Raw genomic sequence first — 16,962 nt, forward strand, 5'->3', positions numbered from 1 at the left:
ATCCCCCATTTTAATGATTTAATTTTACTTCGGAACTTAGTTTGATTCCTTGCTGTTTTTCTACCATTTTTGTTGTAAAATCAGTGATCCAGCCTGCAAAGAAGTTCATTACTATTCCAACAAGGAAATATCTAACTGCTAGATCTGCCGTACTAAATCCTAATTGTTCAATACCTGCTGCAATTCCTAGAAAAATAAATAGTTCGCCTGGATTAATGTGAGGAAATAATCCATTACTTGTGTGACAGAAATAAGAAGCAGATGCATAATAACTAGGTTTATACTTCTCTGGTAAAAATCTTCCTAAAGATAAGCCCATCGGATTCCCTAGCATGAATGTTCCTAATAATGGCAAAACTAAGTATCTTAATAAGGGATTTTTTGAAGATGCCGACGCTAATCGATTGATGCGATCTTCACCAATTAATTGGATGATTGTATTCATCGCTACTAGTAATAACAAAACAACTGGTACAATGCCTGTCATCCATGAAATAAAGGTCTCTGCTCCTGTATCAAATAAATTTCTAAACCCTTCAGCAAACTTAATGATATAATCCATGAAATCCACCTCTTCTTATTTTTTGGCTGTTTTCTATAAGATTGTTGCTTTCTCAATAGAAAAAATCAATTAATGAGGAAATCTGAGCAGCCTGAATACACGTAGACTCCTGTGGGATTAGCGAGACAACCTGAGACCCTGCAGGCCAAAGGCAGACCGCGGCTCAGCGCGAGCCCCACGGAAAGCGGAGTGTATTCAGGCTGCAGGTCATAGCAACAAACTTTACGAAAACAGCCTATTTTTTAAATGAAACTGCATTTTCTGCACGTATCATCATTCTTTTAAAGAAACTATCTTTTTCCGGCACTACGCCGCCACTCATAATAATTTTATAATTATTGGAAGCATCTAAAATTGCATCCCTTAATAATTTGTTGCAATGCTTTAAATCTTCTTCTTTTAAATTTCTAATATTTTTATCAAGAAAACCTGGCAAATCACGAAACTTCGCCATGACAGTTACTCCTTGCATTTTTTTTGCGGCAAGGATTCTTCCATTATTGTTGATTGCAAATAAGACGATTGTCCCCGCTTTAATTCGACCAGGTTTCTTGCCAATAGCTACTTTCCCCATTCTTCTTAGTTCCGAATAGCCCTTTGTAAAATGTTTAATCTGTAAAAATCCTAACCCCATTTGAATAACAAATGCTCCTGCTATTAAAAGCATCAAAATAATTAGTTCCATTCTTTCACTTCCTAACTATCTTTTTTAACGCCATCTTCAAGATAAAGACATAAATCTTCATAGTTTTCAACATAAACCATCTTATTCACCAAATTAGTATTAGAAGATATATTAATAATTTCATCATAAATTTTCACTAATAAACTAGCATCATATTCTGTATTCTCAGGTAGAGCTAATAAAAATACTATCTTTAATGCGTAATTATCCTGCCAGACTGTTTCTGGAAAAATACCTATTGCTAGCTCTATTTTGTCTGACTGATAATTGATGGTATGTGGAAGTGCAATATATTTATCAAATATCATCGAACCTTTTTCTTCTCTTATTTGCAAGCGCTGTTTGAAGCCATCATCGACGTAACCATTTAAAACGAGTTGATCAACCATTCGATTTAAATTTTCTGAATAACTTAACGACTTATCCAAAATAAAGAATTTCTGTTTATTTAGTAGTAGTTTAATAACAGATTGGAAACTTGTACTACTATTTTCATTTATCTTAAATTTATCTAAGTAACTAATACGTTCAATTTGTTTGAGAACCTTTTTCTCATCAAAGATTTCATTAATGATTACTAACGGCGTTTGAATGGCATAAGGTATATTAACTGTCGAAAAGACAATATCGTACTTATCTAATGTATTCTTACTTACTTCATTTTCAGAAAAAATATCTATTTTAGTATGAGGGTCGAGTATTTTCTTCAGCTGCATTGCTACAATTTTTGCTGTCCCTCTACCTGTTCCGCAAACAATAACTACCTGTTCCAATTTCTTAAGATTTTCCTTATTATTTTCGATGAAAACACCAAAATATAGTGCGATATATCCTAGTTCTTCTTCTGAAACTTTCATTCCATATTCTTTGAAAATTCTTTCTCCAACTATTTCTGACATTTGATATGCCAAAGGATACTTTTCTTTGATATCATCTAATAAAGGGTTTTTTAATTGGATATTAAACATTAGACGGTTAATCATGAAAGTAAGATGATATTGTAAATCCTTGTAAAAATCTCCACTTTCTTTTACCTTATTTAAATTAAAGCCTAAATAAATGATGCTATTATCTAATAAATTCGTGATTTCCTTTGTCACTGTAATACCTTCAATGGAATGACTATTAATTGGTGTCCTTCTCCCGACGATTGGCAATGCAATAAAAACAATCTCATCTCTAGGTATGTTTATCGATAATTTCTGTTCAAGCACTTTGCCTATTTCTAAGGCTATATGAAAATCAGGTGAATTTACTATCCTATGGTATTTATCATCCATCTCTTTTATTGAATATCCTTTTAAAAGACGATCAAGCATAATGATAATGGAATGAAGTAACCTATCTCTCGTACTTATCTCAAAGTCGTAATGATTAGCGATGTTTATAATTTCCTCTTTAATATCCTCATCCAACGGATCTTCGGTAAAAAGATAGGAAAATAAATTATCCAATATAAAAAATCGCAAATCAATTTCTCTTCCCTTTAAGTACATCCCCTTGTTCTGTTTTCCTTTAATGGCAAGATTATACGTTTCTAGAGCTACTGAGGCTTTTTTTAATTCATTCACTAGTGTTGTTCTTCCGACGTTTAACTGAAAAGCCATTTCATCCATTGTTATTATTCCGTCATCATTCAATAACATATTTATAACAGTGGCAATTCTTTTTTGTGGTGAATCAACCTTGTGCGAATATACATTAAGGTTTTCTATAACCTTGTTAAGTTTTTGCTGATCATTGATTTTTAAACAAAACCCTTTCCCTCTTTCATTAATCAATTCTGCTATTCCTTGTAATTCTTTATTAAATTGATTAATTACCAGTCGAACTGTTCTTGTACTTACCCCCATTTGCTGGGCAAGATAATCCAAAGGACAGTACATTTTCTTAGTTGTTAATTCGAATATTTGCCTTATCCGATTACTTGTATTTAAATCAGTCATTCCATTACACACCCTTATATCGTATTGCTCATATATGCACAATGCTTATATTCAATTTACTAAATATATCATAAAGCGCTGGTGAATTAACTGATTTATGCATGAATCATTAGTTTGTTAACCACGGGACTTCCCGCCTGATATATTAAAGGTTGTTCCTGTAATATAGCTAGCTTTATCCGAAGCAAGATACGATACTAAATCTCCAACTTCTTGTAATTTACCTTCCCTGCCAATTGGAATTGATTTACTATAATCAGTTGATAATCCATCTACCGTCACTCCGCGAGTATAAGCTAAAGCCTCATTATAAGCATCTGTTCGCAATCCTGTTTTTTCTAATATTCCTGGAGCGATCGCTACTACGCGAATATTATAAGGACTTAACTCTTTAGCCCATGCTCGAGAAAACGAAATTAATGCCCCTTTTGTTGCCGAATAGCAACTCTGACCTGCTGATCCCTCTTGTCCTGCTTCTGAAGCAACATTGATAATTACACCTTTTCCATGTTTCAGCATTTCCTTTGCTGCTGCTTGGGCACAAAAGTACGGACCTTTTTGATTAACAGCAACCATAAAATCAAAATCTTTTTCATTTAATTCATATTGTGGTTTTTCACCCTTTACATCTACTAATAATCTCGGTAAATTAACCCCAGCATTATTTACTAAAATATCAATCTTTCCAAACTCTGCAACTGTTTTACTAACCATTTGTTCAACGCTTTCTTTATTAGTTACATCACATTTAATAAGATATGCTCTGTCCGCTTGTGGTCCCTCTTCTCCTACTAAATCGGAGATAATTACTTTTGCACCATTATTAATTAACTCTTTAGCAATGGAATAACCAATCCCAGAAGATCCTCCTGTTACAATTGCCACTTTTCCTTCAAGGTTTAACCAAGAATTATCCATCCAACTTTTCCTCCTCATCATTAAGCGTTTTCATTTCTATGGTTTAAGTATAAGACTCATTCTTTATTACATTAATACCTTTATTTGCACATAATAGTGCAGAGTGTGGTATTAATTAGTCGCTTTATATTTATAGTCATTAATTTAAACTTGATTTATTGCATAATAAAAATCATTTTTTCTAAAAGAGCGTCTGAGCCTTTTTTTAGAAAAAATGATTTTTTATTGTCTTCTCTTTTAATTCTCATTTGGCAACTTTCCTGTTTTCTTATACCGATTTAGCTCCTTCTGCAATATTTCTACAAATTCTTTATCTACATTGGGACTAAATTCCCCTAGAAAAATGGTATTATCTCTAATCCCACATAATTGATTCCCAGACTTCAGTTTTCCCTCATCAAACGCCTGAGCTACCTGGCCATACAGCTTAGGTATGTCTTGAATTGTGCTTGTTAATACTGTATATTTTCCTATTGTAGACTGATCCGAAATATATCCAATCGCATATAATCCATTTTCTTTCATTCTTTCAATGATATCTACATGAAAGCCATCACCAATTGGATAAACAATGTCTACATTTTGACTGATTTCATTATCTAACAGACCCATCGCTTTTTCTCGATCATCCCAATCATTGACAAATTCTTCAAGAACTCTTACATCCTTATTGATATAGTGAACCCCTGCTTTAAATCCACTGGCTTCCTCTTGCCATTCGTAAGCACCGATGACCCCAACCGTATTTGTTCTAGTCATATAACCGGCAACCATTCCGCCAAAAAAGCCCATCGGATAATTTTCCATTCTAATATTACTTGTATTCTTTTGTGTTGCTAGTTCTCTTCCGTTTAAACTGACAAAGTGAATGGAGGGATATTTATTTGCAAGGATATTAAAGTACTGCACAAAGTCTCCCCCATGACCAAAAATTAAATTAACACCTTTCCCTTGAAACTCCTTCACTGCTCTTTCTGCAACTGTATAAGAGTCGATTGACTCTTTATAAAACACGTCTAGGCCAAGCTTTGTATGTATATTTAATAAACCTTTATACCCTTGCGTTCCCCATGCTTGATCACTCACAGTTCCAGCCACAAAGAGACCTACTTTGTCTATCTTTCCTTTTTTCTCAGACGAATCATAAAAGAATAGGAAAAGAAAAAGAACACACGCAATTATAGGAATGATTAAAATAATCTTTCTCCTAAAAATCGATTTACGGATGTTCGTTAATATACTTTTCATGGTAATTACTCCTATAATACTACTAAATTCTATATAATAAATGATGCTTTTTTTGCTGTTCTAAATTATCTTTTATCGTTTCTTTATTTTCAACCATCACTTCTTGTAAATAACTGGAGAAACTTATATCTTTCGTTAATCCTTTTGGCATATCCCATTTTAATTGTTCTAAGCATCTTTGCCAATGGTTTATTTCCGTACTCTTTAATAGAATATCATTATTTTGTCCTTTCTTTGTCTGTTTTACTACTTCCTTTACAGCATCTTCGATAAATATTGCATCATTTGTATATTCTCGGATATTTAACTGAATATTTTTCTGCTCTTTTCCTTCAATGACCTGTTGAAATAGAAAATCACTAGGCTGCCAGGGTCCATATAGTGTTGGTAAATATACTACTTGCATCGCATAACCATTTAGAATATCTTTTATGGATGTAATAAAATCTAATTCCGTTTCTATGGATATAACATTTACTAGAAAAACGAACCTTTTATTTTGTGATTCCTTTTTATCACTGTACTCTGAAAACAGATTTTTCACCTTATCATATTTCGATAATTGTTTTAGCGTATAGAAATCAAAATATAAAACTTCTATGTTTGTATCTTGGAGAATAGACGTAAATTCAGCCAAGCTTTTTTCACTAAAATTTGCATTTCGACCTATCTCCATTCTTTTCTCATCTAGGTCTTCTACTACTAGGTCAGGATAAGTTATCCCAATTATTTCTTCTCCTTCTTCAAGTAACGCTGAGCATATATGAAACCCAAGAAAATGGTATGCACCGAATATTACAGCTTTCTTCATTAAAAAGCCTCCCATACAAAATACTTACTGTATCATATGCATCGGAAAAGACAAATATTTCGCAGCTTAACAAAAGCGTTTCCTACAAATTTTACTTACCGAACCTTTGCGGATGAGTTTCAACACCTAACTTCCTAGATTATCAGCAGTTTACGGTTTGGCCTTACTGACCATTAAGAACGGAAAAAAATGATGCTGTTCTTTTAGCAAATGCTATTAGAACAACATCATTTTTTTCATAATGTTTTTTCATACTTCTTAAAAAACGAGGCAATTTGTTTCGGAATGGTACTCCGTTTTTCTGGTAAAACATAGGAAACGAAAATAGGCAGATTTTTTTCTTCCCAAATAACAGAAGCTTTTTTTAAACCATGTGATTGATAATAGGATCTACCATTATGCAAAATTTGAATAATTTTTGTTGGTATGTCAGTCTCCTCTAATTGATACTCCTTTTTCTCCTTTACTAGCTCGAATAATTCATGCTTATTTGTATTAAAAGCAATACTTATTTCATTGGTTAATTTTTTTATAAAAAACTTATGCTCTTTCTCTCTTTCTAAATGTTCTTTCAAAGATAAAATCGGGTTTAACAAAACAACAGAGCGTATATTATCTTTCATCTCCATCATCAATCGAATCGCTGTCAGTGCTCCCATGCCTTCAGCAATAATATGAATTCTTTGGTTCAATATTTCTGTTCGAATAATATGTTCATATAATCTTCTAGCCAATTGTAAGGCTTTTTCACTTCCCCAGTTCTTTCCATAAAGATTGGAATAAAAAATCGTATATCCATTATCCCGTAACGATTCAATTAAGTTACGTTTTCCTTCATTTTGATTCCAAAAACTATTTGTGTCTGTTACAAAATTTCTTTCGTCTCCAATTATTAAGATACCGAAACCATTAGGTCGATGAGGATAATGTATCATGTTCCATTCGGTATCTAGCTGGAAGTTCCGGTTCTCCATCTTAAAAACTCCTTTTTAGCATTTTCCTTTTAATAATGTATGTCTCTTTTATTAAAACGTAAGGGAGTTTGCCTATATTTAAAGAAGAAATGCGGAGTTACATGACTAAATGCTGAAAAAATCGAATCAATTTTTTTCACCAGAAGAATGACTGAATAGCCTATGCGTGCATACTATTAATACATAAAAAGTGAAGAAATTAAGAAAGCTACATTAATCACATTTATTATTTATCTACAATGTGGTAAGATGATTATGATAAGCAAGCTATAAAGAGGTGAATTCGGTTGCGTTACATAATGACAATTTTTTGGACATTTTTACTTGCTCAAATGTTAGTTTATGTTGTTGGTTCAATGAATGGGGTTCCTTTTAGTTTTTCAATGGGGCTAATCCTAACAGCTGTCTTTTCAGTATTAGTTTTCATTTTATCAGCAATTATTCCAGATGAACCTACTCATGAAGAAGGTTCTCACTAAAACATGAATATTGTAGTAAATGGTGATTAAATAATATGCAAAAATAGTGGAAGAATTCCTCTATTTTGTATATATTACTTAATCACCTTTTTTCTTGTAAGTGATGATCTTAAATAAAAAAACCTGAATACTATATTGTCTAACTGTATTCAGGTCCTTATTAAGGTTAAGTTACTACATATGTCTTAAAATAATATGTGCATTTTCTTCATCAATTTGAACATGATCAATTTCTTTTATTTTACCAGCAATTATCTCTTTTGCTAGCAGTGTTTCTATTGTTTTCTGTAAAAACCTTCTAAGTGGTCTTGCGCCAAATTTTGGATCAAAGCCATTTCTTGCAACAAATTCTTTCGCTTTTTCTGTCATTTCTATGGTGATATGCTGATCAGTAAGCCGCGCTTGTAATTGAACAACAAGCTTTGAAACAATATCTTTAATATTTTCTAAAGATAAAGGTTTAAATAAGATCACTTCATCGATTCTATTTAAAAATTCTGGTCTAAAATGACCATTTAATTGATTCATGACTCCCTCTCTTATTTCTTCTGGTATTTCCTCTGCCTCTCCCGTTTCTAATAATAAATGGGAACCAATATTAGACGTCATGATTATAACTGTATTTTTAAAATCAACAGTTCGACCTCTTGAATCTGTAATTCTGCCATCATCAAGAACTTGAAGTAAAATATTGAATACTTCCGGATGAGCTTTCTCCACTTCATCTAATAGGACAACAGAATATGGTTTTCTTCTGATTGCCTCTGTCAATTGTCCTCCTTCTTCATATCCTATATATCCTGGAGGAGCGCCGATTAAACGAGACACAGCATGCTTTTCCATATACTCAGACATATCGATACGGATCATTTGCTCTTCACTATCAAAAAGCGTTGCTGCTAATGTTTTTGCAAGTTCTGTTTTTCCAACACCAGTAGGGCCTAGAAATAAAAAGGAGCCAATTGGTCTATTCGGATCTTTTATTCCCGCTCTTGCTCTTAGCACAGCATCACTAACTAACTGGACAGCCTCTGATTGGCCAACAACTCTTTCTTGAAGAATCGATTCTAGTCGTAATAGTTTTTCTCGTTCTTTTTCTACTAATTTGGATACAGGAATTCCTGTCCATCTAGCAACAATATTGGCAATTTCCTCTTCTGTCACTTCTTCACGAAGGAGACGATTCTCCTGTTCTTGCTTTGCCTTTTCTTCCATTTCTTTAATTTCTTTTTCTAATTTTGGGATACTTCCATGTCTTAACTCGGCTGCTTTATTCAAATCATAATTATTTTCTGCATCCTCTAGCTCTCTCTTTTTCCGTTCGAGTTGTTCTTTTTTCTCATGTATGGATTGCAAAGCATCCTTTTCCTGTTGCCATTTTGCTTTTAAGGCATTAGAACGTTCTCTTAAATTAGCTAGTTCCTTTGCAATAACAGCTAGTCTCTCTTTACTTTGTAAATCTTCTTCCCCATGTAAGGCAGCCTCTTCAATTTCTAGCTGCATAATTTTTCTGGTAAGTTCATCAATTTCAATAGGCATGGAGTCTATCTCTGTACGAATCATCGCACAAGCCTCATCTATTAAATCAATCGCTTTATCTGGCAAAAAGCGTTCTGTTATATACCGATCCGATAAAGTTGCTGCTGCAATAATCGAACGATCTTGAATATTCACGCCATGATGAATTTCAAATCTTTCTTTTAACCCTCTTAAGATTGCTATCGTATCTTCTACAGTCGGCTCCGAAACAAGCACCTGCTGAAAACGACGCTCAAGTGCTGGATCCTTTTCAATATACTGGCGATGCTCATCTAATGTTGTAGCACCAATACAATGGAGCTCTCCTCTTGCTAGCATGGGCTTAAGCATATTTCCTGCATCCATTGCACCGTCTGTTTTTCCTGCCCCCACAATTGTATGCAATTCATCAATAAACAAGATGATGCGTCCATTGCTATTTTTAACTTCTTGTAAAACCGCCTTTAAACGTTCTTCAAATTCCCCTCTAAATTTAGCTCCTGCCACCAATGCACCCATATCTAAAGAAAAAATAGTTTTATCCTTTAAGCCTTCTGGCACATCTTTTCGAACGATTCTTTGGGCTAAGCCTTCTACAATTGCTGTTTTACCTACTCCAGGTTCTCCAATTAATACTGGATTATTTTTAGTCTTTCTTGATAAGATTCGGATTACATTCCGGATTTCATTATCACGACCAATTACTGGGTCCAGTTTTCCCAATTTTACTTCTTCCACTAAGTCTCGACCATATTTACTAAGTACTTCATATGTCGCTTCGGGATTTTTGCTTGTCACCTTTTGTGTCCCCCTTATCTCTTTTACTGCTCTTTTCATTTCTGTTAATGGAATATCTTCTTTTAATATACTTCCTACCTTAGACTGTGCTACTTTATATGTTGCAAGAATGAGATGCTCTACGGATAAGTATTCATCTTCCCATTCAGCCATCTCTTCTTCTGCTCTCGTTAGAAGTTGCTGCAAACCAGCTGTTATATATACTGTTCCTTGTTGAGCACCACTTAACGAAACTTGTGGCTTTTTCTTCAATTCTTCTGTTAATTTATCAATAACCCTATTTGGATCTTTTTGTAGCTTATTTAAAATGGTAGTCAATAAATTATCCTGTTGATGAAGAATAGCCAAAAACAAATGAATATCATCTATTTCTTGATGACTTTCTTTTATTGCAAGGGATTGCGCTTCTGTTATTGCTAATTGGACTCTTTCTGTCATCTGCTCTACATTCATTTTACAAGACTCCTTTTTGACCTTTTTTGACCTTTGTTTTTATTATAGTATAATTTATCCATATGTAAAGAGGCTGGGACATAAGTATTCCAGCCAAGGATAATTCCGAACAATTATACGAAGATGCTAATGAATGTTCCGTATAATTGTTCGGGCTTTTATTTGTTTTTCAAAGGATGTTTCCATGAAGTTTGGTGCGATTCCCCGCAGCCGGAATACACTTCGCTTTCCATGGGGCTCGCGCTGAGCCGCTTCGGCCTGTGGCCTGCAGGGTCTCAGACTGTCTCGCTAATCCCATAGGAGTCTTCGTGTATTCCGGCTGCTCTGTTTTTCCAACTAATTATATTTCCTCTTGTAAAAAGTGTGCGAAAGCAGCCGCTATTTACTAGCTATATTAGAAATTGTTCGTCTTTACAGAGTATCTATTTAGTTATGTCCCATCCTCATCTTTAAATAATTTTAATTAAAACCTGATAGTTAGTTGCACTTATCGGACCTTTTTCAACACCTTGCTTCCTCGATCTTCCAATGTGTTAACAAGATCTCCCGAGAGAAATGGGAGCCTCTTAGCTAAGCCTATTATATTAGATCTCCCACTTTCCTTTATCTCCTCTAGGAGTCAAAATGCTTGCAGCAAGAAACAACTCAAGAAAATTAAACTTCATTTTAAACCTTAAAAATACATTCTTAAGGTTTTCTTTGATACGACCATAATCTATTGTGATTGGACGTTTCTGGAAAGCGATCTCCGGCTTTCATTTTTAATTTTTGAGGATTATTTACGTTACTTCCGGTTTCACCAATTTCTATATATAAACCATTGTTTGGTGCCTTTTGCCCTGGACGAAACTGTCTATTTTGACCCAAAATAAACTCCTCCTTTATCCATTACCAAATCGAAAGCTAAGTAAACACGAAGCAAAAATCGTCTTACTTAACTGCTTATTAGTATTGCCTTTTTTTGATTGAACATTACGGAAAATAATGACTGGTAGAAGTAAATACTTTTTATTTATTAGAGCATGCTATAAAGAATACTTCCATGATTGGGTGTGCACTTATCAAACCTTTACAAATACCTAGCTTCCTCGCGGGTTGGGTTGGTTGGGTCTTACTGCCCTTTACATATCTGGATTGTATAATCGCTGGTTTGTAAAAAACAAAGGCTGTTTTCTAAAGGATTGTTGTTTTTTCAATAGGAAAAAACAATTAGTTGGAAAAATGGAGCAGCCGGAATACACGTAGACTCCTGTTGGATTAGCGAGACGGTCTGAGACCCCGGAGGCGAAGCTGAGGAGCTCAACGAAGTGTATTCTGGCTGCGGGTAATCGCAACAAACTTTACGAAAACAGCCAAAACAAAAAAGTACTATTAACAATCACTTCCATTGTTAATAGTCCTGAGGGATTTATTTACTAATCATTTTAAAATCTCAACCAGTAATGCCTTTTGTGCATGCAATCTATTGCCTGCCTGCTGGAAGACATAGGAATGACCGCCATCGATAATTTCTGTTGTTACTTCTTCTTCACGATGTGCTGGTAAACAATGTAAAAATATATAATCAGCTTTTGCATGCTTTACTAATTCTGTATTAATTTGAAAGCCTTGAAAATCCTTTAAGCGCTGTTCATTTTCTTCTTCCTGACCCATGCTGGTCCAAACATCTGAATAAATTGCATCTGCCTGTTGAACAGCCTCTACAGGATTATTTGTTAAAATAATCTTACTTCCACTTGCTTTAGCAAAAGCAGATGCTAATTCTGCCACCTTTGCATCCACTTCGTAGTTTTTTGGTGTCGCTATGGAAATATCTATTCCTACTTTTGAGCATGCTATTAGCAAGGAATGAGCAACATTATTTCCATCTCCTATATATGCAAGCTTAAGACCTTGTAAAGTTCCTTTCACTTCTAATAAAGTAAGTAAGTCTGCTAATGCTTGACATGGATGGTATAAATCCGTTAGGCCGTTAATAATCGGTATTGTTGCATGTTCTGCTAATTCTTCCACAATGTTGTGAGAAAATGTACGAATCATTATCGCATCTACATATTGGGACAGAACTTTTGCAGTATCAGAAATTGTCTCCCCTCTGCCAATTTGAAGATCACGACTATTTAAATACAGTGCATGACCACCCAACTGTAGCATTCCTGCTTCAAAGGACACTCTTGTTCTCGTAGATGATTTCTCAAAAATCATTCCCAATGTTTTCCCTTTTAAAGGAGTAATGATGTCCCCCTTTAAGTGTGCTTCCTTCATCGTTTTTGCCTTATTGATTAATTCAAGAATCGTTTCCTTTGAATAATCTGCTAATGTTAGTAAATCTTTTCCCTTTAAATTTAGGTCTGATGCAATCATCATACAGTACTCACTCCTTTTCTTATATGTTCATGCCATTCCTGAATCGAATGAACGGTTAATTCCTTCCCTTTAAAGGATGAAATAAATGCCTCTAAACTTTCTTTTTGTGTAAAAGTAATAATTCGATTTCTAGTTGCTAATTCACGAGATTGTTTATCTTCTTGTAAATTTGTTGGATTGTAAAAGGCAATCGTTCCCTTATCTGCTAATAACGATTCAACTGTCTTATTATCAGCCATTTCAACTGATAAATGGACTAGTTCAGCCTTTTTACAAATATCCACTACATCTTCTGTCGTTTTAACGACAATTTTCATCTCCTGTTTTGACACTTTCTTTAAAGTTGGATGAAATACTTTTTTCAAGGCTTCTTCCACCGTATCTGCCAGCGCAATTCCCTCTCCAGTTGAACGCATTTCTGGCCCCAATTTAGAATCTAAGCCCTTTAAAGCATAATTTGAATAAACAGGATATTTAATACAAGTGAATGCTATTTCGTCAGTAAATACTTTTTCTTCTTCTGTGAACGTATATTTCCCAAGCAATATTTTTGTCGCAATTTGCACTAATGATACCCCAGTCACCTTACTTACAATCGGTACAGTTCGACTAGCACGAGGGTTTACTTCCAGTACATAAACATCTTCCTTATTTATGATATATTGGATGTTCATTAATCCTTTATAGCCTGTATGCCGCACAATTTTTTGAGCGTACTCTATCATCTTTGCTTTTACATTTAATGATAAGTTTTTAGCAGGTAATAAAGATAAACTGTCCCCTGAGTGTACTCCTGTTTTCTCGATATGCTCCATAATAGTAGGAACACAAATATCCATTCCATCTGCAGCTAAATCCAATTCCGCTTCAGAAGCTTCCATAAACTGATCGACGAGCACTGGATATGGTACATCTGTTTGCAAGTAGAATTGTAAAGCTTCTTCATCGTTTATGCGTTCCATTCCTTTACCGCCAATAACATAGGATGGACGTATTAGAACCGGATAGCCTAGTTTCTTTACTGATTCAACGATCTGCTGCTCATTTTCTGCGATATCTCCTTGGATATGAGGAATATCTTCTTCCTCCAATAGCTTATAAAATAAATCTCTATCTTCTAAAACATCAATCGTCTTGCTATTTGTTCCAAGAATATGAACTCCATAGGCTTCTAGCTCTTTTGCGACGTTAAGGGCGGTTTGACCACCTAATTGGACAATTACGTCCTCTATACCTTCCGATTCAATGACATTCATAATATCTTCTACTGTTAATGGTTCAAAATATAAACGATCTGCTGTTGCAAAATCCGTACTAACAGTCTCTGGATTATTATTAATAATGATGGTTTCAATTCCTTCTTCTTTTAATGCAAAAACGCCATGAACCGAGCAATAATCAAACTCTATTCCTTGCCCAATTCTAATTGGTCCACTACCAATAACAAGTACTTTTCGTTTATTGCTTTTATTTTGCTCATTTTCTCCATAGAAACTGGAATAATAGTAATTAGTTTTTGCTTCAAATTCGGCTGCACAAGTATCAACCATTTTGTAAATCGGAAGCACTTCTAATTGTTTTCGCTTTTCACGAACATCCTTTTCTGAGCTATTCCAGGCACTAGCTAAGAAGGCATCACTAAATCCTTTTTCTTTCCATTTCAGTAGATTTTCTTTCGTCACTGTTTGAAGTGAACAATCGATTATTTCTATTTCCATACCTATTAGTCTTTTAAAACTATTCAGGAAGAATAAATCAATTTTTGTTAAATCATGGATTTTTGCAACAGTCTCTTCTTTTCTAATTAATTCTAATATTACAAAGAATCTTTCATCCGTTTGTTCAAGCATTTTTTCATATAACGCTTCAACTGTCATATCCTTTAACCCTGGGAGTGTTAAATCACTTCCTTTTATCTCAAGAGAACGAATTGCTTTTAATAAAGCCCGCTCCATATTGCGATCTATCCCCATGACTTCTCCTGTTGCCTTCATTTGCGTGCCGAGTTTTCTTGAGACAGCTGGAAACTTATCAAATGGCCACTTCGGAATTTTTACTACGACATAATCTAATGCAGGTTCAAAGCTTGCAAATGTATCTCCAGTTACCGGATTTATCAATTCATTGAGATTATAACCCACTGCTAATTTGGCCGCCATTCTCGCAATTGGATAGCCAGTTGCCTTTGATGCTAGAGCAGAAGATCTACTTACTCGTGGATTTACTTCAATTAAATAATATTTCTTACTGTTCGGATCTAATGCAAATTGGATATTGCATCCGCCAATTATTCCTAAAGCAGAAATGATTTTAATAGAAGCAGAACGCAGCATCTGATATTCTACATCTGTCAATGTTTGCGATGGAGCAATAACAATGCTGTCTCCAGTATGAATTCCGACTGGATCGATGTTTTCCATATTGCAAATGGTAATACATGTATTCATACTGTCACGCATTACCTCATATTCTACTTCCTTAAAGCCAGCAATACTTCTTTCCACTAGGCATTGACCAATTGCACTCTCTTTCAAGCCGCCAGATACAAGACTAATGAAATCTTCCATGTCCCCAGCAATACCGCCACCAGTTCCGCCTAAGGTATATGCAGGTCTCACAATGATAGGAAAACCAATTTCATTTGCGAAGTCTACAGCTTCTTCGACTTCATGCACAACTTTGCTTTCTGGTACAGGTTCATTTAATTGATACATTAATTCTCTAAATGCTTCTCTATCTTCTCCCTTTTTGATAGATTCAATAGAGCTTCCTAGCAATTTCACTTGATACTTTTCTAAAATGCCTTGTTCACTCAATTGAAATGCTAGATTTAATCCCGTTTGCCCCCCTAAAGTAGCAAGAATTCCATCTGGTTTTTCTTTTTGAATAATCATTTCGAGAACATCTACTGTTAACGGTTCAAAATAGATTGAATCAGCAAAGGTTTCATCTGTCATAATCGTAGCTGGATTATTATTAACAAGAATGACTTTATATCCTTCTTCTTTCAAAGCCATGCATGCTTGTGTGCCAGCATAATCAAATTCTGCTGCCTGACCAATCACAATTGGTCCAGATCCTATTACAAGTATGGTTTTTATCGTCGTGTCTTTAGGCATATGCAAAAACTCTCCCATTATTTGCTTTAACATTTTCTATAAATTCATCAAATATATAACACCCTTCTGAAGGGCCTGGATTTGCTTCTGGATGGAACTGTACAGTTTGTAATGGATAAATGCTGTGAGATAGTCCCTCAACCGAACCATCGTGAAGATTATAAAATCTCGCTTCACAGCCAGTAGTAAGCAAGCTTTCTTCTTTCACTACGTAACTATGATTCTGCGAGGACATAATCACCTTCTTTTTTTTGCGATCCATCACAGGATGATTCGCTCCTCGATGTCCGAATGATAGTTTCGTAGTTTCTGCTCCTAGAGCTAATGCAGCAAGTTGATGTCCTAAACAAATACCAAGAGTTGGATAATGCTTAATCAACCCTTTAATCGTTGGTAGAATGCTTATTAATTCCTTTGGATCCCCAGGCCCATTTGATAAAAGAATGCCATCAGGCTGCAGTGATTTAATACGTGTAAATTCTGTATCATATGGAACGACTGTTACTTTACAATCACGCTCTAATAATGCTGTTAACATACTTTCCTTTTTGCCAAAATCAACAAGGACTATATGATATTTCCCCTGTCCATACGTCTGAAATTTCATTTCTGAAACTTTCGCTACTTTGACATCTTCCTTTAAAGAGAATGTATGGACTGAAATTTCTTTTTCTTCCGTTATAACGGCCGGCATGGAACCTGATTGTCTAATATTTTTTACAATGGAGCGAGTATCTACATGGCCTAACATCGGGATATTCCATTTATTCAAATAATCTTGTAATGAATATTCAGCTTGATAATGATATGCGTCACTATTCGCTTCATAAACAATAACACCAGCTACGTGAGGCTTTTTACTCTCAAAATCTTCCTTATTAATGCCATAGTTTCCGATTAACGGGTACGTAAAGACAATAATTTGATCTTTATAAGATGGGTCTGTTAGTACTTCCTGATACCCAGTCATTCCAGTAAAAAATACGATTTCTCCCTTTATTTCTCTGACAACGCCATTTGTAACAAAATCACCTTTATATTTCACACCATTGTTTAAGTGAAGATAACCTTCCATATTGAATAC

Annotated in this window: 13 protein-coding genes; 1 reads left to right on the forward strand and 12 read right to left on the reverse strand. The window is 34.7% G+C overall.

Features of this window, described 5'->3' with window-relative positions:
• Window positions 1-10 precede the first annotated feature (10 nt).
• The 7 genes from srlA to NST60_RS04645 all read right to left on the reverse strand — a co-directional run bounded on the left by srlA (window position 11) and on the right by NST60_RS04645 (window position 7,144).
• Entirely contained in the window at window positions 11-562 is a 552-nt protein-coding gene (srlA, locus tag NST60_RS04615; RefSeq protein WP_169188125.1) for a PTS glucitol/sorbitol transporter subunit IIC, read from the reverse strand.
• Between the two features lie 235 nt (window positions 563-797).
• A complete protein-coding gene (locus NST60_RS04620) occupies window positions 798-1,247 on the reverse strand; it encodes a transcriptional regulator GutM (protein ID WP_169188124.1) in 450 nt (149 codons plus the stop codon).
• A gap of 11 nt (window positions 1,248-1,258) precedes the next feature.
• Complete coding sequence (locus NST60_RS04625; protein WP_169188123.1) at window positions 1,259-3,193, reverse strand: BglG family transcription antiterminator; 1,935 nt, start codon at window positions 3,191-3,193, stop codon at window positions 1,259-1,261.
• Between the two features lie 117 nt (window positions 3,194-3,310).
• Complete coding sequence (locus tag NST60_RS04630; protein WP_169188122.1) at window positions 3,311-4,111, reverse strand: SDR family oxidoreductase; 801 nt, start codon at window positions 4,109-4,111, stop codon at window positions 3,311-3,313.
• 237 nt (window positions 4,112-4,348) lie between these two features.
• Window positions 4,349-5,359: a BMP family ABC transporter substrate-binding protein gene (locus NST60_RS04635; RefSeq protein WP_341098259.1), complete on the reverse strand. Its 1,011-nt coding sequence runs from the start codon at window positions 5,357-5,359 to the stop codon at window positions 4,349-4,351.
• A gap of 22 nt (window positions 5,360-5,381) precedes the next feature.
• Entirely contained in the window at window positions 5,382-6,170 is a 789-nt protein-coding gene (locus NST60_RS04640) for a UDP-glucose 4-epimerase (RefSeq protein ID WP_016204633.1), read from the reverse strand.
• 236 nt (window positions 6,171-6,406) lie between these two features.
• The gene (locus NST60_RS04645) at window positions 6,407-7,144 is read right to left on the reverse strand and encodes a hydrolase (protein ID WP_341098260.1); all 738 of its coding nucleotides are present in this window, start codon (window positions 7,142-7,144) and stop codon (window positions 6,407-6,409) included.
• Between the two features lie 287 nt (window positions 7,145-7,431).
• Here NST60_RS04645 and NST60_RS04650 point away from each other — a divergent pair, with 287 nt between their 5' ends.
• On the forward strand, window positions 7,432-7,623 hold the full coding sequence (locus NST60_RS04650; RefSeq protein WP_040344147.1) for a YjzD family protein: 192 nt from the start codon (window positions 7,432-7,434) through the stop codon (window positions 7,621-7,623).
• 174 nt (window positions 7,624-7,797) lie between these two features.
• Here NST60_RS04650 and clpB read toward each other — a convergent pair whose 3' ends face one another.
• The 5 genes from clpB to NST60_RS04675 all read right to left on the reverse strand — a co-directional run bounded on the left by clpB (window position 7,798) and on the right by NST60_RS04675 (window position 16,953).
• Window positions 7,798-10,392 (reverse strand): ATP-dependent chaperone ClpB, encoded by a 2,595-nt coding sequence (gene clpB / locus NST60_RS04655; RefSeq protein ID WP_169188120.1) that lies wholly within the window; start codon window positions 10,390-10,392, stop codon window positions 7,798-7,800.
• 687 nt (window positions 10,393-11,079) lie between these two features.
• A complete protein-coding gene (locus NST60_RS04660) occupies window positions 11,080-11,259 on the reverse strand; it encodes a YjzC family protein (protein WP_016204629.1) in 180 nt (59 codons plus the stop codon).
• A gap of 552 nt (window positions 11,260-11,811) precedes the next feature.
• The gene (gene argF, locus NST60_RS04665) at window positions 11,812-12,759 is read right to left on the reverse strand and encodes an ornithine carbamoyltransferase (protein ID WP_016204628.1); all 948 of its coding nucleotides are present in this window, start codon (window positions 12,757-12,759) and stop codon (window positions 11,812-11,814) included.
• Window positions 12,756-15,878 carry a carbamoyl phosphate synthase large subunit gene (locus NST60_RS04670; RefSeq protein ID WP_169188119.1) on the reverse strand — a complete coding sequence of 1,041 codons (3,123 nt, stop codon included), beginning with the start codon at window positions 15,876-15,878 and terminating at the stop codon, window positions 12,756-12,758. The genes argF and NST60_RS04670 overlap by 4 nt, the downstream gene beginning before the upstream one ends.
• Window positions 15,871-16,953, reverse strand: a complete 1,083-nt coding sequence (locus NST60_RS04675; protein WP_169188118.1) for a carbamoyl phosphate synthase small subunit — start codon at window positions 16,951-16,953, stop codon at window positions 15,871-15,873. The genes NST60_RS04670 and NST60_RS04675 overlap by 8 nt, the downstream gene beginning before the upstream one ends.
• Between the last annotated feature and the right edge of the window lie 9 nt (window positions 16,954-16,962).

It is taken from the genome of Niallia sp. FSL W8-1348 (assembly GCF_038006745.1).
Taxonomy (GTDB): Bacteria; Bacillota; Bacilli; order Bacillales; family Cytobacillaceae; genus Niallia; species Niallia alba.